The following is a 24,634-nucleotide window of genomic DNA, read 5'->3' as shown; positions in this document are numbered from 1 at the left end:
ATTCGATTACAGTCCTTTGCTGGCGATGAAGCCGGCCAGGTCGACGACGCGGTTCGAGTAGCCCCATTCGTTATCGTACCACGAAACGACTTTCACGAGGTTGTCGCCGACGACCATCGTGGACAGCGCGTCGATCGTGGACGAAGCCGGATCGCCGTTGAAGTCGCTCGAGACGAGCGGCTCTTCCGTATAGTTGAGGATGCCTTTCAAAGCGCCGTCAGCCGCTTCTTTCAAAGCCGCGTTCACTTCGTCGACGGTAACGTTCACTTTCAGCTCGGCGACAAGGTCCGTAACGGATACGTTCGGCGTCGGTACGCGGAACGACATGCCGTTCAGCTTGCCTTTCAATTCCGGCAATACGAGGGAGACGGCTTTCGCGGCGCCCGTCGTCGACGGAATGATGTTTTCGGCGGCTGCGCGCGCGCGACGAAGGTCTTTATGCGGCAGGTCGAGCACTTGCTGGTCGTTCGTATACGAGTGAACGGTCGTCATCATGCCTTTGACGATGCCGAACTTGTCGTTCAATACTTTCGCGAAAGGAGCCAAGCAGTTCGTCGTACACGAAGCGTTGGAGATGATCGTATGCTTCGCCGGGTCGTATTGGTCTTCGTTGACGCCCATTACGATCGTGATGTCTTCGTTCGTAGCCGGTGCGGAGATGATGACTTTCTTCGCGCCGCCTTTCAGGTGAGCTTCGGCTTTTTCTTTCGCCGTGAAAATACCCGTCGATTCAACGACGATTTCGACGCCTACGGAAGCCCAAGGCAGGTTGCCCGGATCGCGCTCGGCGAATACTTTGATTTCTTTGCCGTTGACGAACAGCGCGCCTTCGCCCGCTTCGACGGTTGCGTTCAGACGGCCGTGCGTCGTGTCGTACTTGAGCAGGTGCGCCAGCGTGCTGACGTCGGTCAGGTCGTTGATGGCGACGATTTCGACGTTGCTGTTGTTGAGTGCGGCGCGGAATACGTTCCGTCCGATCCGTCCAAATCCGTTAATACCCACTTTTACCATTGAAAAAAACCTCCTCGGGGATATGGAATCTTTTTTATGTCAAGACGAGCACGAGGCTCGTCATGATAACGTCTTCGTTACAAATGGTGCAGCAGCTCGACGGCCGCCGCCTCGTCGATGACGAGCACGTCCTCGTGGCCGAACTTCATGACGGCCGCGATCGCTTCGCCCTTGCTCTTGCCCCCCGCTACGGCAATGACCGTCTCCGTCGCTTGGATATCCTCGAGACGCAGGCCGACGGTCGGCATCTTGTGCACGACTTTGCCGCTCCGGTCGAAGTAATAGCCGAACGCCTCGGCCAGCGCCCCTTCCGCCGTCAATTCGGCGATCGTCCGCTGATCCACCTTCCGCCGTCTGGCCATCACCATAGCGTCCCCGATGCCGTGAACGACGATGCGGGCGCTGCGGATCACTTCGACGATTTCCAGTATGTTCGGATCCTGCATGAGCGATACGTACGCTTCCTCGCCCAGATGATCGGGCACGTGGAGCAGCCGGTATTCGCCGCCGGTCTTCTTCGCCATCGTCGAGGCGATCGAATTGGCCTGCAGCTCGACGCTCTCGCCCAACCCGCCGCGCGCGGGCACGAACAGGCTGCCCTTCATCTGCGCGGACGGCGTCAGATGATGGGCGACCTCGGCCAGCGTCGACCCTCCGGCCACGGCGACGACGTCACCCTTGGACGCGTACTTGCGGAGAGCGGCCGCACCGGCGCGCCCGAGCTCCTTCTTCGTCAGCTCGGACTGGTCGCAATCGCCCGGCACGATGACGACTTGGCGAAGCGAGAACCGCGCGCGCAGCGTCTCTTCGAGATCGGTCAGCCCGAGCAGCTCCTTGACGATCGGCTCGATATCCTCAAGCAGCTTGCGGCCGGCTTCGCTCAGCTTCATGCCGGACGACTCCGTCTCGAGCAAGCCCTGCTCCTTCAGAAAATCGACCTCGGCCCGCAGCACCCGCTCCGTCAGCTCCAGATGAGTGGCGAGCGCGCGCCGGCCGACGACGCCCGTGGCGGCGATATGATGAAGAATGGTGTATCGTTTCTTTAAGACGTCCGTCAAATCCGGCAACAGACGCTTTTGAATGTCCAAAATTCGCCTCATGGATTGCGGACACGCTCCCGATCTTGCGCTTGTCGATATGTGCGCGGGATTGCCAAGCCGAATGCTCGCTTATCACCGGGACTCAAAATGTCCCGCATATGCATTTTCGGTCCCGCGTTTCCCCTTTATTATATGCATCTTTTTCTGAAAATGCAAGGCGACAGTCTGTTCCCGTCGACAAACTTTTTGAAAAAATTAGGTGCGGCAAAACACTTGCTTTTTTAGCGGCGATGACCTATAATAACCTTTGCGTCCGAAAAAACAGCTTAGACGCACACCCATATGCGCTCGTGGTCCAATGGATATGACGTAGGCCTCCGGAGCCTGAGATCAAGGTTCGATTCCTTGCGAGCGCGCCATTACTACACACACGACAACGTCCGAACGGGCGTTTTTTATTTGCCGTTGATTTGACCTTTCTTGACCTTTGTAACGAATTCCGCTATGATAGATGTAGTTTCCACCAAGCGTGGACTATAGATGCTTCAACCCAAAGGAGGCTTAAGCCCATGAGTTTCATCCCAATGGTAGTCGAACAGGATGCGCGCGGCGAACGCGGGTACGATATTTATTCCCGTTTGCTCAAGGATCGGATCATCTTCCTCGGCACGCCCGTGAACGACGCGATCGCGAACGCGATCATCGCGCAAATGCTGTTCCTGGCGGCGCAGGACCCGGACAAGGACATCAGCTTGTACATCAACAGCCCCGGCGGCTCGATTACGGCCGGCATGGCGATTTTCGATACGATGCAGTTCATCAAACCCGACGTCTCCACCATCTGCGTGGGCATGGCCGCCTCGATGGGCGCGTTCCTGCTGGCGGCGGGCGCGAAGGGCAAGCGCTACGCGCTGCCGAACAGCGAAGTGATGATCCACCAGCCGCTCGGCGGTGCCGAAGGCCAAGCCAGCGACATCGAAATTCGCGCGAAGCGGATCATCAAGCTGCGCGAGAAGCTGAACGGCATCCTCGCCGAACGGACGGGGCAGCCGCTTGAGCGCATCGACAAGGACACCGACCGCGACTACTTCATGAGCGCCGACGAAGCGGCCGCTTACGGCATCATCGACAAAGTCGTCGCGAAGATTTGAATAAGAAAAAACCGACCGAGGCTCGCCCTTGGTCGTTTTTTTGCTTTGGCTTTATTGCCGGCATCCGTTCTTTTTCCTCAATCCAGCGGATAAAAAATCAAGTTCATCGGGAACGCCGAGCCGGCCGGCGGCGTGAATTCGATTTCGAGCGACGGCTCGTTGCCGGTCGTCCGCGCCAACAGCTGCACGCTTTCGAAGGCCGTGATGACGCCCGAAGGCGGAGCCAGCACCATCTCGCCGTTGATCTTGAACGGCCCCTTGAACGGACCTCCGCGAGCTTGAAGCAGGATGGCCATCTTGCGCGGCTTCTCGGAATAAATCCGGTACAACACGCCGTAGTTGCCGTCGTCATTGACCGTCATCTTCCGGGTATGGTCGTACCCTTCCTGCCACTTGTCGTACTCGTTGTCGCCGAAGATCAGCCTGGTCGTCCTCGTGAACGAGCTGGCGTCGATATCCCAGCGCTTCTCCGTCACCGGGAACGTTCCCCGGATATGGCCCATGAACGGAAGCTGCTTGTACAGCAGCGGGTACGTCGACGTCGGCGTCTCGATGCTGGCGTCCATCGCCATGAAGGCGAACTCCACCAATCCGTCCGTCTCCACGTCGTAAATGACGTTTACGCCCTGCCCCGGCAAGAAGTCGGGCATCTGTACGTAGACGCGGGACTCGCCCGGAGGCACGACGAGCTCTTTGTACTGCGGGTCGTTCAGCAAAAACTCGACGGACGCCTCATGTCCGATCAAATTCGCATAGATGCTCGGAAATACTTCGCCCTTGTTCGTCGTCTTGATCTTCACCGGCTTCGTCCCCGGATTGGTCGCCATAATGACGAACTGCACCGTTTCCTTCGTGCCGTTCAAATGATCCGCATACAGCCGCGCTTTGCCGTTCACCTGATCGGCGTACAGAATGCCCTTCTCCTCGAACGTCTCCGGGCTGTCGCTGACGAGCAGCTTGCGGTAACGGTCTTCGGACACTTTCTTCTCGAACGTCGGCAAATCGTTGAAGTACGCGTACACGTCCGTCCAGCTCGTCTTGATCAGCGACTGGAGCGGGTATTCGTGAATTTTGTAGTCCATCACCGATTTGTACATCATATCGTTGCCGATCTCGACGTACCGCGAATACGTATCGCTGACGAGCCCTTGGCCGTCCTTCACCTTCAAGGTGACGAGATGCTTGCCCGGCGAGAAGAACACTTCCTCCTTGCCGGTCCATTCGTAGACGAGCCCTTCCGCGTCCGGGTCGTAGCTCAAGTCGATATATTGCACCGGCTCGCCCATCTTGTACACCGGCTTGCCGAACGTAAAGCGAGCGACCGGTCGGGAATTGCCCTTCTCGTCGACACGCGACGGAGGACGCTTCACGTACGTAATTTCGAGCCGCTTCTGCTCGGCGTTAAACGTATATTTCGCTCCCATAAAATCGCCCAGCCAGCTTTCCTTGACCATCATCCGCTCGTTGAACAGCCGAGCGACGGAGTCGAACGGCACGTAAGCGCCGTTTATGTAAGCCGCCTTGTTCGCCGAATCGAGCTCAAGAACGGCCTTAGACGTCTTGACCTCCACCCGGTTCGTCTTGTCGTTCCACTTGACCTCGAACCCCATCCGGTCGCCGAGAAATTTCAGCGGCACGAACCGGGTATCGCCGTCCTTCAGCGCCCCGGGGGTGTCCAGATCGACCTTCTCGCTGTCCACGTACGCGACGGGCTCGTCCGTATACAGCCAAATGCTCATCGTCGTCGTCGAGACGGCGGCGCCCGACGCCGGGACGACCGCAGCCGCCATGAGCGCGACGATGATCGCCGCCCAGGCCCACTTCCGCAATGCTTGTCGTTTCACGCTTCTCTCTCCACTCTTTCTCTATAGATAGTTGGATATTGATGGTCGTTAGATTAGACGCACCTTAACCCAAAAGGTTGCACCCGAATTCCCGTCTTCGGACAACGCAAAAAAGCCTCCTTGCGCGAAGGAAGCTTTCTTTTCGGGATGCCGAAAAACGGCTATGCGTCAAGCTTGGCGACGATGTTACTGGTTCTCGAGCTCCTCTTTGCCGACCAAGGCGACTAAAGCGGTTACAGCCTGCTCGGCGTCCGAACCTTCCGCGCTAATGTGTACTTCCGTGCCCGAGCTGATGGCAAGGCTCATAATGCCCATAATGCTCTTCGCATTCACCTTTTTATCGTCTTTTTCCACGAAAATTTCGGACGAAAACTTGTTCGCTTCCTGCACGAACAATGCGGCCGGTCTTGCGTGCAATCCCGTTCTCAGTCTTACGACTGCTGGACGTCTGGTCATCTAACCGATACCCCCTACACCTTATGGTCAACGTTCATTCAAATCGATTTATTTACATATTATATCATTTTTTACCCGACAGTTAAAGAAGACGATCCGGCGAATTCCGAACATTCAGGAATTCCTCATTTTTTCGGCCAGCTCGTCGAGCTTCCGAAGACGGTGATTGACGCCGGACTTGCTGACGTTGCCCTTGAGCAGCTCGCCGACTTCCTTCAAATTCATGTCCGGATGGAGCAGCCGGATTTCCGCCACTTCCCGCAGCTTCTCCGGCAAATTGTCCAGCCCGAGCTCCTTTTGCAGGAAGCGGATATTCTCGATCTGCCGAACGGCCGCGCCGATCGTCTTGTTCAAGTTCGCCGTCTCGCAGTTGACGATCCGGTTGACCGAGTTGCGCATGTCCTTCATGATCCGGACGTCCTCGAACCGGAGCAGCGCTTGGTGGGCGCCGATCAAGTTGAGGAACTGGATGATCTTCTCGCCTTCCTTCATGTAGAAGACGTACCCCTTCTTGCGCTCGATGCACCGCGCGTTCAGCTGAAACTTGTTGGCCAGCTGGCACAAGGCGTGGCAGTGCTCCTCGTACATGGAGGCGATCTCCAAATGATAGGACGAGCCTTCGGGATTATTGACCGAGCCGCCGGCCATGAACGCTCCCCGCAGATAAGCCCGCTTGCAGCAGTTGCCGCGCACGATCCGCTTGTCGATGCCGGGGGTGAACTGGAACCCTTCGGATACGATATGAAGGCTGCCGAGCACCTCCTGCACTTGATTCGGCACGCGGACGATGTAGACGTTGTTTTTCTTCAACCGCATCTTTTTGCGGACGAGCAGCTCCGTATGCAGATTGAAGTTTTTCTTGATCAGCATGTAAATGCGACGGGCGATCGCGGCGTTCTCGGTGGAAATGTCGAGCACGATGCGCTGGTTCGTCAGCTGCACCGTCCCGTTCATTCGGATGAGCGCCGCCAACTCCGCTTTCTCGCAGCACTCCTCGCCTTCGACCATGGTGAGCTCTTTTTTGGTTTGCGCCGCAAAGGACATCTCCCGTCACCTCTTTCGTACCATCCAGCTTTCCACCAATTGAAAAATATGATGGCTCAGCTTCTCCGCGTCATGCCGCAAATACGTCCGGAACAAGACGAGCCGGTCGGCGATCACCTTGTACCCCCGCTTTTCCACCTCGTCCAAGTCGAGGTGAACCGCTTTCGCCCCCTGCTCCGCATATTTGCTTTGCACCTGCGGCGGAATTTCCCCGTTGTTGACGATGACGTAATCGAACAGCTGGTGTCCGACATGGTCGTAGACCGCTTGCAAATGGTCGCCGACCGAGAAATCGTCCGTTTCGCCGGGCTGCGTCATGACGTTGCAGATGAACATCTTGATCGCATTCGAGCCCACGATCGCTTCCGCCAGCTTCGGCACGAGCAGGTTCGGCAGGATGCTCGTGTACAAGCTGCCCGGCCCGACCAATATGGCGTCCGCCTCGCGGATCGCTTCGACCGCTTCGTCCAGCGGCGCGACGTTGGCGGGCTCGATGAACACCCGTTTAATTTTTCCTCCGGCAAGCGGAATATTCGACTCGCCCACTATAATCGTCCCGTCGGTCATCTCCGCCTTCAGGACGATCTGGTGGGCGCTCGCGGGCAGCACCCGCCCCCGGACGGCCAGTACCCGGCTCAGCTCCCTGACGCCGGTTACGAAGTCTCCGGTAATATCCTTCATCGCCGCGAGCATCAGGTTGCCGAGACTGTGTCCCGCCAGGCCGGCGCCGCTCGAAAACCGGTGCTGCAGCATTTGCGACAGCAGCGGCTCCACGTCCGCGAGTGCCGTCAGCACGTTGCGAATATCGCCGGGAGGCGGAATTTGCAGCTCGGAACGAAGCACGCCGGAGCTGCCTCCGTCGTCGGCCACGGTCACGATGGCGGTAATGTCGAGCGGCTTCTCCTTCAGCCCGCGCAGCATGACGGACAGACCCGTACCGCCGCCGATGACGACGATGCGGGGACGGCCCGCTTCCCGCTTGATCGCGCTCATCGATTCACCTCGGGACGTCGGTCCCGATCGGCGTCGCGATGGCTGACGCGGACGATTTCGGTTTCGCTGTTGCCGAGCATTTTGCCCAAATATTCGGCGATCGATACCGAACGGTGCTTGCCCCCCGTGCAGCCGATGCCGACGACGACCTGGCTCTTGCCTTCCTTGGCGTACTGCGGAATGAGAAACTGGAGCATGTCGATCAGCTTCGTCAAAAACTCCTGCGTCTCGGTCCACTTCATGACGTACTCGTACACGTCCGGATCGAGCCCCGTATTCGGCCGCAGGTGCTCCACATAATGCGGATTCGGCAGGAAGCGGACGTCGAAGATCAAGTCGGCGTCGATCGGAATGCCGTATTTGAACCCGAACGAGATGACGTTGACGGAAATGCTTCCTTTGCCCATGCTCGTAAACCGGGAAATGATCCGCTCCTTCAGCTCCGCCGGCTTCAGGCTGCTCGTATCGATCACCTGCGTCGCCATCCCCTTCAGCTCTTCCAGCAGCTTCCGCTCCAGATGAATGCCGTCGAGCGGAAGGCCGTCGGGCGCCAGCGGATGGCGGCGGCGGCTTTCCTTGTACCGCTGCACGAGCGTCGAATCGGTCGCGTCGAGGAACAAGATTTCGTACGTAATCGTATAGTTGTCTTGGATCGTGCGCAGCGATTCGGACAAAGCGGTGAAAAACTCCCGCCCCCGCAAATCGATGACGAGCGCCACCTTCCCGATCCGGCCCTTCGATTGGTCGATCAGCTCCGCAAACTTCGGGATCAGCACGGGCGGCAAATTATCGACGCAGAAAAACCCGAGGTCCTCCAGGCTTTGAACCGCGATCGTCTTCCCCGCTCCCGACATCCCCGTAATGATGACGAGCTTCGCGCCGTTCGCGATGTCCTCCATGCGTATCCCCTCCCCACGTTTCAAGAGACTGTCGCGGCCGGACATGGTCGTCGGCACTTTCGTGCCCTCTATACAACTAACCTATGAGCGCTACCTCAAATTTAATCCGGCCGCCCCTACGACGCCCGCATCGTTGCCGAGCTTCGCCGGCACGATGTCGACGCCCTGCGTGAACACTTCAGGCACGTTCTGCGCGTAGACTTTGCGGATTTCGTCGAACAGAATGTCGCCGGCGCGCGAGACGCCGCCGCCGATGACGAACCGCTGCGGGTTGAGCACGACCGCGACGGCGGCCATCGCCTTGCCCAAATAATAAGCGGCCCGCTTGACGATGCGGATCGCCACTTCGTCTCCGTCCTTCGCGGCGTCGAACACGTCTTTCGCCGTAATCGTTTCGTTCAGCGAAAGCGTCGTCGTCTCGCCGCGCTCCACCGCATCCTTCGCCGAACGGATAATGCCGGTCGCCGACGATACGGTCTCCACGCAGCCGAGCTGTCCGCAGCCGCACTGAATCGCTTCCAGATCCGGCACGACCTTGATATGGCCGAGCTCGCCTGCCATGCCGCGGAACCCTTGGTAAATTTTGCCGTTAATAATAATGCCGCCACCCACGCCCGTCCCGAGCGTGAAAGCTACGATATGGTTGAGACCGGCCCCGGCACCGCTCCATGCTTCGCCGAGCGCGGCCACGTTAGCGTCGTTGTCGAGTGCGACCGGAAGTCCGAGGCGCGATTCGAGCTCCTGCTTCACCGCAATGTCTTTCCATTTCAAATTCGGGGCCCACAGCACGGTCCCCGTCGCCAAGTCGATAAATCCGGCGATGCCGGCTCCGACACCGGCCACTTGCTCCCACTGGTAAGTCGAATCGGACACGATTTGCTTCACGTATTGAACGATGCGGTCCAACACCGCCTCCGGCCCGTTCTCGACGCCGGTCGGCCCCTCATACGTATGCAGCAGGTTCCCTTGCTCGTCGCAAATGCCCACTTTGATATTGGTGCCGCCCAAGTCCACGCCGACATAAATCTTCTCCGACATTCCCAATGTCACCTCGACCGAAATTGTATTCTACTGTACCCACTATAAGCCAACCCACCGGTCTGGTCAAGTGATGCCGGGCTTTTCCAAACCGCGCGGCGGCGCGCTTTTTCGGCACCTTTCGCCAAAAGAAAAGAGGGAACTTCCGTTCCCCCGTCACTTGATCGGTTACAGCGTCTTGCTCCAATCGTGAACCGCGTTGCCCTCCAAAAACTTCTCGCAATCGAGCGCCGCCATACAGCCGCTTCCCGCCGCGGTAATCGCTTGGCGGTACTTGTGGTCCTGCACGTCGCCGCAGGCGAACACGCCCGGAACGTTCGTCTCGGAGGTGCCCGGCTTGACCTTCAAATACCCGAGCTCGTCGGTTTCCAGCTGTCCTTTCAGGAAGCCGGTGTTCGGCGTATGGCCGATCGCGACGAAAATGCCGTCGGTTTCGATCAGCTCTTCCGCCCCCGTCTCGCTGTCCTTCACCTTCAGCGCCGTGACGCCCTTCTCCCCGGCTACGACCGCAACCGGCGTTTTGTTCAGGCTCCACGTAATTTTCGCGTTCTCGCGCGCGCGGTCCTGCATGATCTTGGAGGCGCGCAGCTCGCTGCGCCGATGGACGATGCGCACCTCGGTGGCGAAGCGGGTCAGGAAGTTCGCTTCCTCCATGGCCGAATCCCCGCCGCCGACGACGACGATCTTTTTGTTGCGGAAGAAGAAGCCGTCGCAGGTCGCGCACGTGCTCACGCCGCGGCCGATGTTGTCGCGCTCGTTCTCGATGCCGAGCAGCTTGGCGGAGGCGCCGGTCGAGATGATCAGCGTCTCGGTCACGAGCTCCTCGCCGCCTTCGATCTTCAGCGTGAACGGACGCTTCGACAGGTCGACCTCGTTCACCCAGCCGGTACGGAATTGCGCGCCGAATTTCTCGGCCTGCTTGCGCATGTTATCCATCAGCTCGGGGCCCATGATGCCTTCCGGGAAGCCCGGGAAGTTCTCGACTTCCGTCGTCGTGGTGAGCTGCCCGCCCGGCTCCGGACCTTCGATGACGAGCGGATTCAGGTTGGCGCGGGCCAAATAGATGGCGGCGGTCAGTCCCGCGGGACCGGTGCCGACTACGATCGTTTTATACATGTCTCATTCCTCCTTCGGTAACGTAAGGTCGATGCGGATTAAAACGGCTCCGAATGGGACAGCTTCGGGAATATCGCGTCCATCTTCTCCTTCAATCCGCACGCGACGTCGATCACCTTCACGTTTTTGCTGACGGTGGCGACGGAAATGCCGTACCGGACCGCGACTTCGTGGTACGAAATGGCGCGGCGGTGCATCTTCGCGGTCAAATATTCGAGGGCGGCGGCCCACCCTTCCACTTTGCCGATTTTCGGTGCGTTCGGATAGACGCGGGTCAAAAATTCGACCCACAGCGTCTCCAAATCGTGCTGCTGGATCATGTCGTACCGCTTATCCATTTTGCGAAGCGCCGTCTCCATGACGGACTGCCACTTGTCTTTCCAAACCGGCAAATTCGGAGACCACGGCGACGACTGCAGCGGCGTCTCCCGTCCGTCCAAATTGACGAAGATCGGCTCCTTCGCGCGCATGCTCCGCAGCACGAAGATGGCCACCTTCTTCAAATATTCGTCCTCCGCCGGGTCGAGCAGAAATTCGCGCAGCGCGTCCTCGACCTCGCTGTCGGCGATCATGCCGAACGCCTGGATCACTTGCAGCTTCGTCTCGACGTCGCCGTGGCGCAGCGCCCAAAAAAACGACGAGCGCACGAGCGGGTCCCGCTTCAGCTGATCGGGAATGCCGTCCGCCGATATTTCCATCGCGCGGAACTGCTCCTCGAACGGAAGATGGTAATGGTAGCCGACCTGCTTCTTGTTGCCGTTGACCGCTTCCTTCAGCTGCTCCATGTAATAGCGGGGCACGTCGGTGCCGGGATCGAGCTTCTCGACGGTGCGCCATAGCTTCTCGGCCTCGGCGTACTTGCCGATATTGTATGCCGCCACCGCGGTGTAGTGATAAAGACACGGATCGAGACCGGACTCCCCCGTCTTGAGCAAACGCCGAAACAGCCGGTACGCCGTCTCGTGCTCGGACAAGATGCCCATCGTCGTCGCCAGCTTGAACACATGATCGTAGTGCATCGGATACGTCTTGCGCAAACAGACGAGCAGCTCGTCGAGCGGCTCCCGTTCCCCGTTGTGCTGATGGAAAATCGCCAAGTTGCACAGCGCGTGCAAATTGCCCGGCTCCAGCTCCAGCACTTGCCGGATCGTCGACATCGCCTTGTCGAACAAACCCATATAATAGTAGGCCAGCGCCAAATTGTTGCGCGCCGCCATGAAATCGGGCGTCTTCTTCACGAGCTTCTCGAGAATGCGCACCGCCTCGGAAAACTTGCCCTCCTCGAGCAGCGTTCTCGCCTTGTCGTGCTCGAACATCCCTTCCCGGCTCTTGATCGACGTCAGCTTCGTCGGACGTTCCAGCTCGTAGCCGAGCAATTCCATCATCTCCTCGGACTCCTCGAGGAAATGACCGTTCGAATCGTGCTCCAAATAATAAACGAGCGCTTCTTCCGCCGCTTCGTAGTTTTCCATATTGGCGTAATTGTTAGCCATATAGAAGTAACACTCGGTCATCGACGGATCGATCTGCTCGACGATATGCTGCAGGATGCGGTTGGATTCTTCGTATTCGCCCGTTTCGGACAACACGCCGGCCAAATTGCAATGGTTGACCGGATTTTCCGGCTCGAACTCGACGGCCCGGCGGAAATATTTCAGCGCCCGATCGTAGCGGTGTCGGTCCAACGAATGGACGGCTCTCTCGAAAAAGAACGTGGCATCCATTTGGACATTGATGACATTGCGCTTTTTGGTTGTAGCCACATGCTTTTTCTTTGCCATGCTTCAGGCACCTCCGGCAACTGGACTTTCCTCAAAGTATACCACACATCTTCGAGATTACCTACTGGTTTGCGGCGCCGCCGCAGCAAGTGCGAGCGCCGGAGGCCGGCCTGAATCGGCGCTTGGGGTCAAACGCCGCCGTACTTGAACAGCGTGCTGATCGAACCGCCCTCGCGGATGATGCGGATGGCGTCCGAGAACAGATGGGCGAGCGACAGCACCTTGAAGCGCGTCGGCCGGTCGTCGGGAAGCGCGATCGAGTCGGTAATGACGACCTCCTGGATGTTCGGATGGTCGAGGCGCTGCAGCGCCGGTCCGGAGAAGACCGGATGGGTGGCGCAGACGAAGCTGTCCTCCGCTCCGCGCTCCTTCAGTCCTTCGACGACCTTGACGATCGTGTTGCCCGTATCGATCATATCCTCGATAATGATCGGCGTCCGGCCTTCGACGTCGCCGATGACGTGCGTAATCGTCGCCTCGTTGTGGGCGTGGCGCTTCTTGATCATGATCGCGAACGGCGCGTTCAGGATGTTCGCCAAGTTTTCCGCCGTCGTGGCTCGTCCCGCATCCGGGGAGACGACGACCGGGTTTTTGATGTTTTTGCTGCGGATGTAGTCGCTGATCAGGTCGAGCGACGTCATATGGTTGACCGGTATATTGAAGAAGCCTTGGATGGCCGGCGCATGCAGGTCGACCGTCAGGATGCTGTGCGCGCCCGCGGTCGTCAGCACGTCGGCGACGAGCTTCGCGGAGATCGGCTCGCGCGGAGCGGCTTTGCGCTCTTGACGGGAATAACCATAGTACGGGATGACCAAGTTGATCGTTCTCGCGGACGCCCGCTTGGCCGCGTCGATCATGACGAGAAGCTCGACGAAATGATCGTTGATCGGGGCTGAGAACGTCTGCACCAGGAAAACGTCGCAATTGCGGATCGACTCTTCGTACAAGCAGTACACTTCGCCGCTTTTGAAACGGGACAGCTTGATTTGGCCGAGCGGAATGCCGAGTTCGGCGCAGATGGCTTCCGCCAGCTTCGGATTGGACGATCCGGAAAAGATTTTACATTGGTCCTTGTACATGGTTACCTCCTAAAAATGGTGAAAGCGTCTCAGCCTGTTCGGTTCGGCAGCGGGTAATCGCTGGCTTCAACAAATTTTAACTTGACTCGACAGGGCTCGTATGAGTCCATCGTTTATTATACCTTGCCGATTCGTTTTTTCAAAAGGATTAAGTGGCGCAATTCATCATTTTGTCACAAAAAACGACATCATGCCGCGGTTGCCGGGACATGATGCCGAATGGAAACGTTACTCGGGCGTCGGTTTCGCCGCATGACGGCGGCCGAGCTCGGCGAGCACGTCGTCGAGCGGCAGCCGCTGCTCGCGCAGCAGCACCATCAGGTGGAAGATCAGGTCGCTCGCCTCGTAGCGCAGCTCGTCGCGGCTGCGGTTTTTGGCGGCGATGATCACTTCGGCCGCTTCCTCGCCGACTTTCTTCAAAATTTTGTCGACGCCTTTCTCGAACAAATACGTCGTGTACGCCCCTTCCGGACGCTCCGCGTCGCGCTGCGCGATCGTCGCCTCCAGCTTGGCGAGAATGCCGAACCGGCCTTCGCCGGCCGAGCCCGCTTCAGCGGAGGAGCTGTCTCCGGTCGCCGCAGCCTCGTTGTAAAAGCAGCTGTACTTGCCCGTATGGCAGGCCGGCCCCGTCTGATCCACCGTCACGAGCAGCGTATCGCCGTCGCAGTCGTAACGGAGCGACCGCACCTTCTGGGTATGGCCGGACGTCGCGCCCTTGTGCCACAGCTCCGAGCGGGAGCGGCTCCAAAACCACGTCTCTCCCGACTCGAGCGTCAGCTTGAGCGATTCCCGGTTCATGTATGCGAGCATGAGCACTTCCTTGCTGGCCGCATCCTGCACGATCGCCGGCACGAGCCCTTGGGCGTCCCACTTGACAACGCCCGCCAGTTGTTCGAATTGTTGTCCGCTCACCGGATTTCCACTCCTTTGCCCGCCAGATCGTCCTTGACGTCCTGGATCGTCATTTCTTTGTAATGAAACACGGTCGCCGCGAGTCCCGCGTCGGCCTTCCCTTGCGTGAACACGTCGTAAAAATGCTCCTTGCGCCCCGCGCCGCCCGAAGCGATGACCGGGATGCCGAGCCGCTCCGACACCGCCCGCGTCAGCTTCAGGTCGAAGCCGTCCTTCGTGCCGTCGGCGTCCATGCTCGTGAGCAAAATTTCGCCCGCGCCAAGCTCCTCGACGTGCTGCGCCCATTCGAGCGCCTTCATGCCGGTCGCGTTGCGCCCGCCGTGCGTGTACACTTCCCATTCGTCCCAGTCGGCGTTGAACTTCGCGTCGATCGCCACGACGATGCATTGCGAGCCGAACTTGGCCGCTCCGTCCGCGACGAGGCGCGGGTTTTTGACCGCCGCGGTGTTGATGCCGATCTTGTCCGCTCCGGCCCGGAGCAGCCGCTTCATGTCGTCCACGCTCGCGATGCCGCCGCCGACCGTGAACGGAATCGTAATTTCGCCGGCCGTCTTCTTCACGACCTCGACCATCGTCGCCCGTCCCTCGAACGAAGCGGAAATGTCGAGGAAGACGAGCTCGTCCGCGCCTTCCCGGTCGTAAGCGGCCGCCAGCTCCACCGGATCGCCGGCGTCGCGCAAATTGACGAAATTGACGCCCTTCACGACGCGTCCGTCCTTCACGTCCAAGCACGGGATAATTCGTTTCGCCAGCATTGGGCCCTTCCCCCTCTCTGCCTACAAAATCGGAACGTATCCGCCCCGTCAGGAGCGGCAAAACTCGACGACATCGCGATACGGCAGCTGTCCGCCGAAGATGTCGAGCGCGCTGCCGATCGTGATGTCGAGCTTGCCGCCCGTGATATCGCGGAACCGTTCGAGGTCGTCGAGCGAGCGGGCGCCTCCGGCGTACGTCGTCGGAATCGTCGTCCATTCCGCCAGTCCGGCCGCTAGCTTCTCCTGCACCCCTTCGCGCTTCCCCTCGACGTCCACGGCATGGATGAGCAGCTCGTCGCAGTACGCCTCCAGCCGCGCGATCCCCGCGCCGTTCACTTCGAAATCGCTGAACGTCCGCCATTGGTTCGTCACGACGTAATACTTGCCGTCCTTCTCCTTGCAGCTCAGATCGATGACGAGCCGCTCCTTGCCGACCTTCTCGACGATCGCGTCCAGCCGGTCCATGTTCAGCTTGCCGTCCTGAAAAATATACGAGGTGACGATGACGTGCGACGCGCCGAGCGAAAGGTACCGTTCCGCGTTGTCCGCCGTTATGCCGCCGCCGATCTGCAGGCCGCCCGGGTAGGCGCGCAGCGCTTCCTCCGCCGCCTCTTCGTTGCCCGCCCCCAGCATGATGACGTGGCCGCCGGTCAAGCCGTCCTCGCGGTACATCGCCGCGTAATAGCCGGGCGTGTGGACGGATACGAAGTTTTCGACGACGCGGCTCGCGTCCGGCTGCAGCGATTCGCCGACGATCTGCTTCACCTTGCCTTGGTGGATATCGATGCACGGCCGGAACTTCATGGCGCGTTCCCCGCTTCCACGGAAGGCTGCTCCGCCGTCCCGCAAAGGCTTAAGAAACGGCCGAGCAGCCGCATGCCGAGCTCGCCGCTTTTCTCCGGGTGAAACTGCATGCCGTACACGCTGCCGCGCCCGACTACCGCCGTCACCGCCTGAAAGTAATCGGTCGTCGCGAGCAGATCCGTCGTCACCTCCGGTATGGCATGGAACGAGTGGACGAAATAGACGTGTCCCTCCTCCAGCCCCTCGAACAGCGGCGATGCCTGCCGGAACGCGAGCCGGTTCCACCCCATATGCGGCACCTTATAGGGACCGCGGAAGCGGATCACCTTGCCCGGCAGCAGGTTCAGCCCTTCGTGGCGGCCGTGCTCCTCGCTCTCCGTGAACAGCAGCTGCATGCCGAGGCAAATGCCGAGCAGCGGCTTGCCGCTCTCCGCGTAGCGGACGACCGTATCGCGCAGCCCGGTTGCCGTAAGCTCGGCCATCGCGTCGCCGAACGCGCCGACGCCCGGCAGGATGGCGCCGTCCGCCGCCAGGATCGTCTCCGGGTCGGACGTCACGACCGCCTCGTAGCCGAGCCGTTCGACGGCTTTGCTCACGCTGTGCAAATTCCCCATGCCGTAATCGATGATGGCGATCACGCGTCAGAGCACTCCTTTCGTCGAAGGAACGCCCTGCACGCGAGGATCGATCGACGTCGCTTCGTCGAGCGCGCGGCCGAGCGCCTTGAATACCGCCTCCACCATATGGTGCGTGTTCCGTCCGTAATGGACGATGACGTGCAGCGTAATGCGCGCCTCCAGCGCGAACTTCCACAGAAACTCGTGGACGAGCTCCGTCGTGAAGCTGCCGACCTGCGCCGACGGGAATTCCGCGCGGTATTCGAGATGCGGCCGGTTGCTGATGTCGATCGCAACCTGCGCGAGCGCCTCGTCCATCGGCACGAACACGTTCGCGTACCGCTTGATGCCGCGCTTGTCGCCGAGCGCTTCGCGGAGCGCCTGGCCGAGGCAGATGCCGATATCCTCGGTCGTATGGTGGTCGTCGATTTCGACGTCGCCGTCCGCTTCGACGCGCAGGTCGAACTGTCCGTGCTTCGTGAACAGGTCGAGCATATGGTTCAGAAAATGGACGTCCGTCTCGATTTCCGATACGCCGCTGCCGTCCACGTTGAACGACAGCTTGATGTTCGTCTCGTTCGTCTTCCGTTCGATTCCGGCCGTACGGGCCGGGCGATTCGCCGTTTCGCTCATGTGCGCTTCCCTTCCTTTTCCAGTCGGATTTGGACCGCCCTCGCATGGGCTTCCAGTCCTTCGTGCTTGGCCAGCGTCATAATGTCCTCGCCGCCCCGCAGCAGCGCTTCCTTGCTGTAATGGATGACGCTCGATTTCTTGACGAAGTCGTCGACGTTCAGCGGGGACGAGAACCTCGCCGTGCCGTTCGTCGGCAAAATATGGTTCGGGCCGGCATAATAGTCGCCCACCGGCTCCGTGCTGTACGGCCCGAGGAAGATGGCGCCGGCGTTCTCGATCCGGCCGAGCCAGCCGAACGGCTCCCGCACGAGCAGCTCGAGATGCTCCGGCGCGAGCCGGTTCGACGTCGCGACCGCCTCGTCGTCGCTCGCCGCGATCAGAATCGCCCCGCGCTCGCGGATCGACTGCTCGGCGATCGCCTTGCGCGGCAGCGGCTCCAGCTGCCGGGCCACCTCGGCCCGCACCGCCTCGGCGAGCGCCGTCGACGTCGTGACGAGGATGGCCGACGCCATCTCGTCGTGCTCCGCCTGCGACAGCAGGTCGGCCGCGATGTAGCCCGGGTCCGCGCTGTCGTCGGCGATGACGAGAATTTCGCTCGGCCCCGCGATGCTGTCGATGTCGACGACGCCGTACACGTACCGCTTCGCCAGCGCGACGTAGATGTTGCCGGGGCCGACGATCTTGTCGACCGGCGGAATCGTCGCCGTGCCGTAAGCGAGCGCGCCGACGGCCTGCGCTCCTCCGACCCGGTACATCTCGCGGATGCCGGCTTCGGCCGCCGCCACGAGGATGTACGGGTCGATTCCCGCTTGGCCGCCAGTGGACGCCGGCGTCACCATGACGATTTCCGGCACGCCCGCCACTTGGGCCGGGATCGCGTTCATGAGCACGGACGACGGGTACGCCGCCTTGCCGCCCGGCACATACAGCCCGACCCGCCGAAGCGGCCGGAGCACTTGCCCGAGTATCGTGCCGTCCGGCTGGACGTCCATCCACGACGACCGCTTCTGCTTCTCGTGGAACGCGCGAATATTCGCCGACGCCCGGCGCAGCGCCTCGACGAACGCCGGCTCCACCCGGCCGTAAGCCGCTTGTATTTCCTCATCGGTGACGCGCAGCTCGCTCGCTTGCAGCTTCACCTTGTCGAACCGCTCGGTCAGCTCGAGCACCGCCGCGTCGCCCTCCGTCCGAACGCGCTCGAGAATGTCCTGAACGGTCCGGTTCTGCTCGGGCGTGCCGTATTCGACTTCCCGCTCCAGCTTGAATTCGCCCGCTTTCATGATCCGCATCGTATTCGCCTGCCTTCCGTTCATCGCGCGGCGGCGGCCGTTACGGCCGACTGCAGCCGGTCGCACAGCCGCTGCACCGCGTCGTTTTTCATCCGGTAGCTGACCCGGTTCGCGATCAGACGGCTCGTGATGTCCGTTATTTTCTCCAGCTCGACGAGCCCGTTCTCGCGAATCGTATTGCCCGTCTCGACCAGATCGACGATCCGGTCGGCCAAGCCGATCAAGGGAGCCAGCTCGACGTTGCCGTTCAGCTTGATCACTTCGACCTGCTGCCCCTTCTCGCGGAAATATTGCGACGCCACGTTCGGAAACTTGCTCGCCACCCGCGGATTGAGCACCGGCTTCCAGTCCGGCAAGCCGATGACCGAGAAGCGGCAGCGGGCGATGCCGAGATCGAGCAGCTCGTAGACGTTCCGGTTTTCCTCGAGCAGCACGTCCTTGCCGGCGATGCCGATATCGGCCACCCCGTATTCGACGTACGTCGGCACGTCCGCCGGCTTCGCGACGATAAACTCCATTCCCATCTCGTGAGCGGGAATAATGAACTTCCGCGAGTCGTCCAGCTCTTCCGGGAGAGGCAGACCCGCTTCCTGAAACAACCGGTGTATATGTTTGACGATCCGTCCTTTCGGAATCGCCACTTTCAACAGGTCTCCCATCGCGACCACCCTTTCCTGATCCATCAGACGAACTCGATAACCTCGTCGTAGCCGGCGGCCAGCCCCGCCTCGCGCTGCCCGGCAAGCCGCGCCGTCTCCACCATCGCATCGTCGCGCAGGCGCAGCTCCCGCGCGCAGTCGAGCGCTTCCTTGACCTTCACCGGCGCGTACAGGACAAGCACCCGGTACGGGCGACGGTCGGCTTCTTCCTGGGCCGTCACTTCCATGATCCGGTTCGTCTTGAGCGCGAAGCCGGTAGCGGCCGCCGGGCGGTCGAATTGTTGAAGCAAATTGTCGTAGCGGCCGCCGTTGCATACCGGGAAGCCGAGGTCGGCGGCGTACCCTTCGAACGTCATTCCCGTATAATAGGTGAAGTCGCCGATCATCGTCAAATCGATCAGCACGTGCTCGCTGACGCCGTACGCCTGCAAAACGTCCCACACTTCGCACAGATGGCGGATCGCCTCCTGCGCCATCCGGTCGTTCGACAGCGCCCGGGCTTGCTCGCATATTTCCTGGCCGCCGCGCAGCCGCAAAATCCCCTCGAGCTCGGCGCGGACCGTAGCGTCCAGCTCCGTCCGGCGCAGCAGCTCGCGGTATCCGACGTGGTCGCGCTGGAGCAGACGGTCTTTCAGCGCGCTCTGCGCGTCCGGCCGGTCCGGCAGCGCCTCCTGGAACAGGCCGTTCAGGAAGCCGACGTGGCCGAGCGCGATTTTGAACTGGCCGATGCCCGCCGCCTTCAGGCAGGCGATCGCGAGCGCCACCACCTCCGCATCGGCATCGGCCGTCGGATCGCCGACCAGCTCCACGCCGGTTTGGAAAAATTCCGCCTCCCGGCCCGCTTCGTCCTCGAACGCGCGAAAGACGTTCGAATGGTACGAAAGCCGCAGCGGGAACGGCTGCTCCTTCAGGAGCGAAGCCACGACGCGGGCGATCGGCGCCGTCATGTCCGAACGGAGCACGACGGTCGTCCCTTTCTTGTCCAGCAGCTTGAACAGCTTCCGGTCGGACGTCGAGCTGGCCATTCCGACCGTATCGTAATATTCGAGCGTGGGCGTAATGATTTGCCGGTACCCCCACTTGCGCATGCATTCCAGTACGTTCGTCTCGATGCGCCGCAGCTTGGCGACCGTATCCGGCAAATAATCTTTGACGCCGGTCGGCTTCTCAAACACTTTCGGTTTCGACATGAGGCACCCCGTTCTTGACATCGATTCCGTACGGCATTCATGGCCTAATCACTTCATCACTTTAAAGCGATACCATGCTACCATACTACCAAATTAAAGAATATAGCTGTAAGTTTACCACGGGCGATCCGCGTCGTCAATCGGGTTTCGTCGGTTCGGGGAAAAAAGGAAAAACCCGGGGAGCGTCATTCCCCCGGGCGCCGGATAACTTGCAGCGGATTGCCGGCTACGAAGCTTCCCGGCTCGACGTCGCGGTGGACGACCGAGCCCGCCCCCACGACCGCCCCGTCGCCGATCGTGACGCCGGGGAGAATGGTCGTATTCGCGCCGATCATGACGTCCGATCCGATGCGGACGTCGCCGAGACGGTATTCCTTGATCAAATATTCGTGGGCCAATATCGTCGTGTTGTATCCGATGATCGTGTTGCGGCCGACATGGATTTTTTCGGGGAAAAAGACGTCCACCATCACCATCAGCGCGAATGCGGCGTTCTCCCCGACCTCCATGCCGAGCACGCGCCGGTAGATCCAATTTTTGACCGGCAGCGACGGGCAGTACCGGGCAAGCTGGATGAAGACGAAATTGCGAACCGCCTTCCATTTGCTGACCGTCTTGTAAATTTGCCATAGGGCGTTCGGTCCGTCGACCGGGTACCGTTCCGTTCGTCTCACTTCCGGTCTCCCTCTTTATCCGACAATATCGAGCAGTTCCCGCATGTCCCGTATGATGTAGTCCGGCTTGAACGAGCGCAGGTAGGTCTCGCCCTTGAGCGACCACGATACGCCGGCCGTTCTCGTACCGGCCTCGCGCCCGGCGACGATGTCGTATTGGCTGTCCCCAATCATCAGCGTCTCGCCGGCGGAGACGCCCAGCCGCTCGAGCCCTTTCGTCACCGGCTCGGGATCGGGCTTGCCCCGCGTCACGTCGTCCACCGTAACGATCGCTTCCATATACGGCTCCAAGCCGCACAGCTTCAGTCCCATAAGCGTCGTTTGACGCATTTTATTGGTCACGACGCCGAGCTTCACGCCCCGGCCGCGCAGCTCGGCCAGCACCTCGCGAACGTGCGGAAATTCGGTGACGAGCTCGTCGTGCCGGGATAAATTGAATTGGCGGTATTTCACGACCAGCTCGTCCACGTCTTCCTTGCCGGTAAAAAACCGGAGCTGCTCCAAGAGCGGGAATCCCATATGCGGGACGATCCGCTCCCGGGTGAACGGCTCCTCGGTTTCGCCCTCCAGCGTATGCAGAAACGATTGAATGATCAGCTCGTTCGTATCGACGATCGTCCCGTCGAGATCGAACAACATGGCGGCGATAGCCATCGGCCTGCGTCCTCCCGGATGTGGTGTCGGTGTCAAATGCCTTCGCCCGCGTCCGCTCCGGCCGCTGCCGGAGACTTCGTCGACACGATCGGGTCGGCGTACCGCTCCGACGCCCAGCCCTTCTTCCGCCGAACGACGATCAGGACGATCGCGGCGACGATGATGAGAAGCGCGAGCAGCTGCGAGATGCGCACGTTGCCGTAGTCCATCATGCCGGGCTCGAACACGATTCGCATCGGGGACCAGAGCGCGTCGATGAAGGCGGCGAGGCCGGAAGGCGCCGTGAAGGCGAGGCTGTCCGTACGCAGCCCTTCAATGAAGAAACGGCCGATCGAATACCAGATGAAGTAGGAGAAGAACAGCTCGCCCGCGCGCAGAAACGGACGACGGCGGAGCCAGAACAGCAGGAGCAGCCCGAGCAGGTTCCACAGCGACTCGTACAGGAACGTCGGATGGTAAAACTGCCCTTCGATGTACATCTGATCCGTAATCCAGCTCGGCAGATGCAGCGTATTCCGCAGGAACGATTCGGATACCGGACCTCCGTGCGCTTCCTGATTGACGAAGTTGCCCCAGCGGCCGATCATCTGGCCGGCGATGAGCGAAGGCGCGCATACGTCGACGATGCGCCAGAAGCCGTACCCCTTGCGCTTCGTATAAATATAGCCGGCTATGATCGCGCCGATCAGGGCGCCGTATATGGCGATGCCGCCGTGCCAGATTTGAAAAATTTCAAGCAAGTCGTTTTTGTACGCATCCCATTTGAACGCGACGTAATAGATGCGCGCCCCGATTATGGCCGACGGCACGCCGATCAGGAGCAGGTCCATGAAAAAGTCCGGCGATATGCCGAACCGCTTGCCTTCCATGACCGCAAGCCACAGCCCCACGAGGGCCGCCGTGCCGAGAATGATGCCGTACCAATGCACATCGATCGGTCCGAGCGAGAATGCGACCGGATTAACCAAATAAGCCATAGTCCAGCTCCTTTGCTTGCCTTCTATCGTTATTCCGAATCGTCCAGATCGCCCGATATCGACTCGGTCAGCTTGTTCGTAAACTGCAGGGCGGCGTTGTAGCCCATCCGCTTCAGTCGATAGTTCATCGCGGCCACCTCGATGATGACGGCCAAGTTGCGCCCGGGGCGAACCGGGATCGTGACGAGCGGCAGGTCCGTCTCCAAAATGCGGGTCAGCTCCTCGTCGAGCCCGAGCCGGTCGTACTCCTTGTCCTGCTGCCACGTCTCCAGCCGGATGACGAGCGAAATCTTCTTGTTGTTGCGAATCGCTCCCGCTCCGAACAGCGTCATCACGTTAATGATGCCGACCCCGCGAATTTCGAGCAGATGCTTGATCAATTCGGGGGCGTTGCCGCTCAGGACGTTGTCCGGCGTCTGGCGAATTTCAACCGCGTCGTCGGCGATGAGCCGGTGCCCGCGCTTGACGAGCTCGAGCGCCGTCTCGCTCTTGCCGATGCCGCTGCTGCCGGTGATGAGCAGGCCGATTCCGTACACCTCGACGAGCACGCCGTGAATCGTCGTCGTAGGCGCCAGCTTGTCTTCCAGGTAGCCGGTAATCCGGCTGACGAGCGTCGTCGTCGCCAACGTGCTGCGCAAAACCGGGAGCTTCTCCTCGTGAGCGACCCGAATCAGCTCCTCGGGCACGGTCAGGCCGCGCGTCACGATAATGCAGGGCGTCTCCTCGTTGCACAGCTTCGCCATCCGGTCCAGCCGCTCCTCCGCCGACAGCGTTTCGAAGAACGTCAGCTCCGTCCTGCCCAATATTTGTACCCGCTCGCGGGGATGATAGGCGAAATATCCCGCCATCTCCAAGCCGGGCCGGTAGATGTCCGCCACCTTGATGAGCCGCCCGAGCCCTTCTTCTCCGGCCACGACCTCCAGCTTGAACTGGCGGACGAGGTCGGATACTTTCGTCTTTTTCCCCATGCTAGACGCTCCTTTGTGTAATCCGTTGTTTCCATCGTAATGGAATTGCGTGGCGAAAGCAACACATATGCGCCCTGGACGGATCTTGCCGGCCGGCCCCGCATCGACAACGGGCATGTCCCGCATCCCACAAAAAAAAGCCGCTCCCCCTTAAGGAGGAACGGAGTCCGGGTCGTTTACGCCTTCTCGCTCGCATAGAGCAGGCGTTCGCCGACCCGCATCAGTTTGAATTTCTGGTACGGATACTCGCGCACCACATAATCGACAAAGTAGGACGGATTGTCGGCGTTGAACGGAAACAGATCGTAGTGGAACGGGATCGCCAGATCCGCCTCGATCGCCGCGGCCAGATCGGCCGCCTCGCGGAAGCCCATGTTGCCGACGATGCCCGCCTCGCGGCGCTTGAGGTCTGCCCCGTTGATCGGCAGGCAGGCGATATCGATCCGGTGCGTCCGCAGCGTCTCCGCGAGCCCGGGATAGAGGATCGTGTCGCCCGCGTGATAGAAAACGACGCCGTTCCACCGCACGACGTACCCCACATACGGATAGTTCCCGTCCGCATCCCGGTCGAACTCCTCGTGCTTGCAAGGGATGACGTCCACCGACAGCTCGCCGAGCCGGATCGTCTCCCCCCCTTTGACCGTGACGATGCGGTCTTCCGGGATGCCGATCTCCTTCAGGATGCCCGCAAGCGGAGCCGGGCAGACGAACACGACGCGAGGGGACGCCCGATATATGCCGGCAAGCGTCGCCGGGTCGAGATGATCGCCGTGGTTGTGGCTGATCCATACGTAATCCGCATGCGTGATCCTTTCGGGAGGCAAGGGAGACGGGAACGCGCGCTTCCAAGGGCCGTCCGGATCGGCTTCGGCGACGCTGTCCGTCAAGTACGGATCGAAATAGCCGATCACGCCGCCCCCTTTGACGGCAACCGATTCCTGTCCCAGGTGCCAGACGGCCAGCATCCCGTCGGGGACGCGGGTGGATTCGATTTGCCGGGCGAGCGATTCGCCTTCTCGGTATACGTTGCGCATCAAGCTCATATCGATA

25 protein-coding genes and 1 tRNA gene are annotated in these 24,634 nt (G+C 60.4%); 2 read left to right on the top strand and 24 right to left on the bottom strand.

What is annotated here, in order from left to right; genetic code table 11:
- Window positions 1–6: 6 nt before the first annotated feature.
- Together gap and DLM86_RS25145 are read right to left on the bottom strand one after the other, a co-directional pair.
- A complete protein-coding gene (gap, locus tag DLM86_RS25150) occupies window positions 7–1,011 on the bottom strand; it encodes a type I glyceraldehyde-3-phosphate dehydrogenase (RefSeq protein ID WP_110842831.1) in 1,005 nt (334 codons plus the stop codon).
- A 77-nt stretch (window positions 1,012–1,088) separates the two neighbouring features.
- Complete coding sequence (locus tag DLM86_RS25145) at window positions 1,089–2,111, bottom strand: sugar-binding transcriptional regulator (protein WP_110842830.1); 1,023 nt, start codon at window positions 2,109–2,111, stop codon at window positions 1,089–1,091.
- 284 nt (window positions 2,112–2,395) lie between these two features.
- Between DLM86_RS25145 and DLM86_RS25140 the strand changes: the two genes are divergently transcribed.
- Both DLM86_RS25140 and clpP read left to right on the top strand, forming a co-directional pair.
- Window positions 2,396–2,470 (top strand) — tRNA-Arg (locus DLM86_RS25140).
- Between the two features lie 150 nt (window positions 2,471–2,620).
- Window positions 2,621–3,202, top strand: coding sequence for an ATP-dependent Clp endopeptidase proteolytic subunit ClpP (clpP, locus tag DLM86_RS25135; protein ID WP_110842829.1), 582 nt, complete (start codon window positions 2,621–2,623; stop codon window positions 3,200–3,202).
- A gap of 77 nt (window positions 3,203–3,279) precedes the next feature.
- On the opposite strand, the gene DLM86_RS25130 is transcribed toward clpP, so the two are convergent.
- From DLM86_RS25130 to DLM86_RS25025, 22 genes are all read right to left on the bottom strand, one after another.
- Window positions 3,280–5,046 carry a stalk domain-containing protein gene (locus DLM86_RS25130; protein ID WP_245954904.1) on the bottom strand — a complete coding sequence of 589 codons (1,767 nt, stop codon included), beginning with the start codon at window positions 5,044–5,046 and terminating at the stop codon, window positions 3,280–3,282.
- Window positions 5,047–5,232: 186 nt separating this feature from the next.
- A complete protein-coding gene (locus DLM86_RS25125; protein ID WP_110842828.1) occupies window positions 5,233–5,502 on the bottom strand; it encodes an HPr family phosphocarrier protein in 270 nt (89 codons plus the stop codon).
- A 114-nt stretch (window positions 5,503–5,616) separates the two neighbouring features.
- Window positions 5,617–6,546 (bottom strand): DNA-binding protein WhiA, encoded by a 930-nt coding sequence (gene whiA / locus DLM86_RS25120; RefSeq protein ID WP_110842827.1) that lies wholly within the window; start codon window positions 6,544–6,546, stop codon window positions 5,617–5,619.
- 6 nt (window positions 6,547–6,552) lie between these two features.
- Window positions 6,553–7,539, bottom strand: a complete 987-nt coding sequence (locus tag DLM86_RS25115; RefSeq protein WP_110842826.1) for a gluconeogenesis factor YvcK family protein — start codon at window positions 7,537–7,539, stop codon at window positions 6,553–6,555.
- A complete protein-coding gene (gene rapZ / locus DLM86_RS25110) occupies window positions 7,536–8,438 on the bottom strand; it encodes an RNase adapter RapZ (protein WP_110842825.1) in 903 nt (300 codons plus the stop codon). Before rapZ ends, DLM86_RS25115 begins: the two co-directional genes overlap by 4 nt.
- A 90-nt stretch (window positions 8,439–8,528) precedes the next feature.
- On the bottom strand, window positions 8,529–9,476 hold the full coding sequence (locus DLM86_RS25105) for an ROK family glucokinase (RefSeq protein ID WP_110842824.1): 948 nt from the start codon (window positions 9,474–9,476) through the stop codon (window positions 8,529–8,531).
- Window positions 9,477–9,644: 168 nt separating this feature from the next.
- Complete coding sequence (gene trxB / locus DLM86_RS25100) at window positions 9,645–10,592, bottom strand: thioredoxin-disulfide reductase (protein WP_110842823.1); 948 nt, start codon at window positions 10,590–10,592, stop codon at window positions 9,645–9,647.
- A 38-nt stretch (window positions 10,593–10,630) separates the two neighbouring features.
- Window positions 10,631–12,373, bottom strand: a complete 1,743-nt coding sequence (locus DLM86_RS25095; RefSeq protein ID WP_110842822.1) for a tetratricopeptide repeat protein — start codon at window positions 12,371–12,373, stop codon at window positions 10,631–10,633.
- Between the two features lie 128 nt (window positions 12,374–12,501).
- Window positions 12,502–13,452, bottom strand: coding sequence for a ribose-phosphate diphosphokinase (locus tag DLM86_RS25090; RefSeq protein WP_110842821.1), 951 nt, complete (start codon window positions 13,450–13,452; stop codon window positions 12,502–12,504).
- Window positions 13,453–13,680: 228 nt separating this feature from the next.
- The gene (gene hisIE, locus DLM86_RS25085) at window positions 13,681–14,364 is read right to left on the bottom strand and encodes a bifunctional phosphoribosyl-AMP cyclohydrolase/phosphoribosyl-ATP diphosphatase HisIE (protein WP_110842820.1); all 684 of its coding nucleotides are present in this window, start codon (window positions 14,362–14,364) and stop codon (window positions 13,681–13,683) included.
- Entirely contained in the window at window positions 14,361–15,119 is a 759-nt protein-coding gene (gene hisF / locus DLM86_RS25080) for an imidazole glycerol phosphate synthase subunit HisF (protein WP_110842819.1), read from the bottom strand. The genes hisIE and hisF overlap by 4 nt, the downstream gene beginning before the upstream one ends.
- Window positions 15,120–15,167: 48 nt before the next feature.
- Complete coding sequence (hisA, locus tag DLM86_RS25075) at window positions 15,168–15,923, bottom strand: phosphoribosylformimino-5-aminoimidazole carboxamide ribotide isomerase (protein ID WP_110842818.1); 756 nt, start codon at window positions 15,921–15,923, stop codon at window positions 15,168–15,170.
- On the bottom strand, window positions 15,920–16,561 hold the full coding sequence (gene hisH, locus DLM86_RS25070) for an imidazole glycerol phosphate synthase subunit HisH (RefSeq protein ID WP_110842817.1): 642 nt from the start codon (window positions 16,559–16,561) through the stop codon (window positions 15,920–15,922). The genes hisA and hisH overlap by 4 nt, the downstream gene beginning before the upstream one ends.
- Window positions 16,562–16,564: 3 nt before the next feature.
- Window positions 16,565–17,173 (bottom strand): imidazoleglycerol-phosphate dehydratase HisB, encoded by a 609-nt coding sequence (gene hisB / locus DLM86_RS25065; RefSeq protein WP_110842816.1) that lies wholly within the window; start codon window positions 17,171–17,173, stop codon window positions 16,565–16,567.
- Window positions 17,170–18,462 (bottom strand): histidinol dehydrogenase, encoded by a 1,293-nt coding sequence (gene hisD, locus DLM86_RS25060; protein ID WP_110842815.1) that lies wholly within the window; start codon window positions 18,460–18,462, stop codon window positions 17,170–17,172. The genes hisB and hisD overlap by 4 nt, the downstream gene beginning before the upstream one ends.
- Before the next feature lie 20 nt (window positions 18,463–18,482).
- A complete protein-coding gene (gene hisG, locus DLM86_RS25055) occupies window positions 18,483–19,121 on the bottom strand; it encodes an ATP phosphoribosyltransferase (protein WP_110842932.1) in 639 nt (212 codons plus the stop codon).
- Between the two features lie 23 nt (window positions 19,122–19,144).
- Window positions 19,145–20,311 carry an ATP phosphoribosyltransferase regulatory subunit gene (locus DLM86_RS25050; RefSeq protein ID WP_110842814.1) on the bottom strand — a complete coding sequence of 389 codons (1,167 nt, stop codon included), beginning with the start codon at window positions 20,309–20,311 and terminating at the stop codon, window positions 19,145–19,147.
- 185 nt (window positions 20,312–20,496) lie between these two features.
- Window positions 20,497–20,985, bottom strand: a complete 489-nt coding sequence (locus DLM86_RS25045) for an acyltransferase (RefSeq protein WP_110842813.1) — start codon at window positions 20,983–20,985, stop codon at window positions 20,497–20,499.
- A gap of 15 nt (window positions 20,986–21,000) precedes the next feature.
- A complete protein-coding gene (ppaX, locus tag DLM86_RS25040) occupies window positions 21,001–21,639 on the bottom strand; it encodes a pyrophosphatase PpaX (protein ID WP_110842812.1) in 639 nt (212 codons plus the stop codon).
- A 32-nt stretch (window positions 21,640–21,671) separates the two neighbouring features.
- Window positions 21,672–22,616 (bottom strand): prolipoprotein diacylglyceryl transferase, encoded by a 945-nt coding sequence (gene lgt, locus DLM86_RS25035; protein WP_110842811.1) that lies wholly within the window; start codon window positions 22,614–22,616, stop codon window positions 21,672–21,674.
- A gap of 29 nt (window positions 22,617–22,645) precedes the next feature.
- The gene (gene hprK, locus DLM86_RS25030) at window positions 22,646–23,584 is read right to left on the bottom strand and encodes an HPr(Ser) kinase/phosphatase (RefSeq protein ID WP_110842810.1); all 939 of its coding nucleotides are present in this window, start codon (window positions 23,582–23,584) and stop codon (window positions 22,646–22,648) included.
- A 176-nt stretch (window positions 23,585–23,760) separates the two neighbouring features.
- Window positions 23,761–24,627, bottom strand: coding sequence for an MBL fold metallo-hydrolase (locus DLM86_RS25025; RefSeq protein WP_110842809.1), 867 nt, complete (start codon window positions 24,625–24,627; stop codon window positions 23,761–23,763).
- Window positions 24,628–24,634: the final 7 nt, after the last annotated feature.

Source organism: Paenibacillus flagellatus, from assembly GCF_003217775.1.
GTDB lineage: Bacteria > Bacillota > Bacilli > Paenibacillales > NBRC-103111 > Paenibacillus_AB > Paenibacillus_AB flagellatus.
Note: the sequence above shows the minus strand (reverse complement) of the source record. Positions and strands in the feature narration are given on the sequence as shown.

Excerpts from the sequence above, each read along its gene's own strand:
- DLM86_RS25145 (WP_110842830.1), bottom strand. The coding sequence starts at position 2,111 with ATGAGGCGAATTTTGGACATTCAAAAGCGTCTGTTGCCGGATTTGACG.
- DLM86_RS25090 (WP_110842821.1), bottom strand. The coding sequence starts at position 13,452 with ATGTACAAGGACCAATGTAAAATCTTTTCCGGATCGTCCAATCCGAAG.
- ppaX (WP_110842812.1), bottom strand. The coding sequence starts at position 21,639 with ATGGCTATCGCCGCCATGTTGTTCGATCTCGACGGGACGATCGTCGAT.
- gap (WP_110842831.1), bottom strand. The coding sequence starts at position 1,011 with ATGGTAAAAGTGGGTATTAACGGATTTGGACGGATCGGACGGAACGTA.
- DLM86_RS25025 (WP_110842809.1), bottom strand. The coding sequence starts at position 24,627 with ATGAGCTTGATGCGCAACGTATACCGAGAAGGCGAATCGCTCGCCCGG.
- DLM86_RS25125 (WP_110842828.1), bottom strand. The coding sequence starts at position 5,502 with ATGACCAGACGTCCAGCAGTCGTAAGACTGAGAACGGGATTGCACGCA.
- rapZ (WP_110842825.1), bottom strand. The coding sequence starts at position 8,438 with ATGGAGGACATCGCGAACGGCGCGAAGCTCGTCATCATTACGGGGATG.
- hisF (WP_110842819.1), bottom strand. The coding sequence starts at position 15,119 with ATGCTGGCGAAACGAATTATCCCGTGCTTGGACGTGAAGGACGGACGC.
- DLM86_RS25050 (WP_110842814.1), bottom strand. The coding sequence starts at position 20,311 with ATGTCGAAACCGAAAGTGTTTGAGAAGCCGACCGGCGTCAAAGATTAT.
- lgt (WP_110842811.1), bottom strand. The coding sequence starts at position 22,616 with ATGGCTTATTTGGTTAATCCGGTCGCATTCTCGCTCGGACCGATCGAT.
- whiA (WP_110842827.1), bottom strand. The coding sequence starts at position 6,546 with ATGTCCTTTGCGGCGCAAACCAAAAAAGAGCTCACCATGGTCGAAGGC.
- DLM86_RS25105 (WP_110842824.1), bottom strand. The coding sequence starts at position 9,476 with ATGTCGGAGAAGATTTATGTCGGCGTGGACTTGGGCGGCACCAATATC.
- hisB (WP_110842816.1), bottom strand. The coding sequence starts at position 17,173 with ATGAGCGAAACGGCGAATCGCCCGGCCCGTACGGCCGGAATCGAACGG.
- hisG (WP_110842932.1), bottom strand. The coding sequence starts at position 19,121 with ATGGGAGACCTGTTGAAAGTGGCGATTCCGAAAGGACGGATCGTCAAA.
- DLM86_RS25095 (WP_110842822.1), bottom strand. The coding sequence starts at position 12,373 with ATGGCAAAGAAAAAGCATGTGGCTACAACCAAAAAGCGCAATGTCATC.
- clpP (WP_110842829.1), top strand. The coding sequence starts at position 2,621 with ATGAGTTTCATCCCAATGGTAGTCGAACAGGATGCGCGCGGCGAACGC.
- hisD (WP_110842815.1), bottom strand. The coding sequence starts at position 18,462 with ATGCGGATCATGAAAGCGGGCGAATTCAAGCTGGAGCGGGAAGTCGAA.
- DLM86_RS25115 (WP_110842826.1), bottom strand. The coding sequence starts at position 7,539 with ATGAGCGCGATCAAGCGGGAAGCGGGCCGTCCCCGCATCGTCGTCATC.
- hisA (WP_110842818.1), bottom strand. The coding sequence starts at position 15,923 with ATGAAGTTCCGGCCGTGCATCGATATCCACCAAGGCAAGGTGAAGCAG.
- trxB (WP_110842823.1), bottom strand. The coding sequence starts at position 10,592 with ATGTATAAAACGATCGTAGTCGGCACCGGTCCCGCGGGACTGACCGCC.
- hprK (WP_110842810.1), bottom strand. The coding sequence starts at position 23,584 with ATGGGGAAAAAGACGAAAGTATCCGACCTCGTCCGCCAGTTCAAGCTG.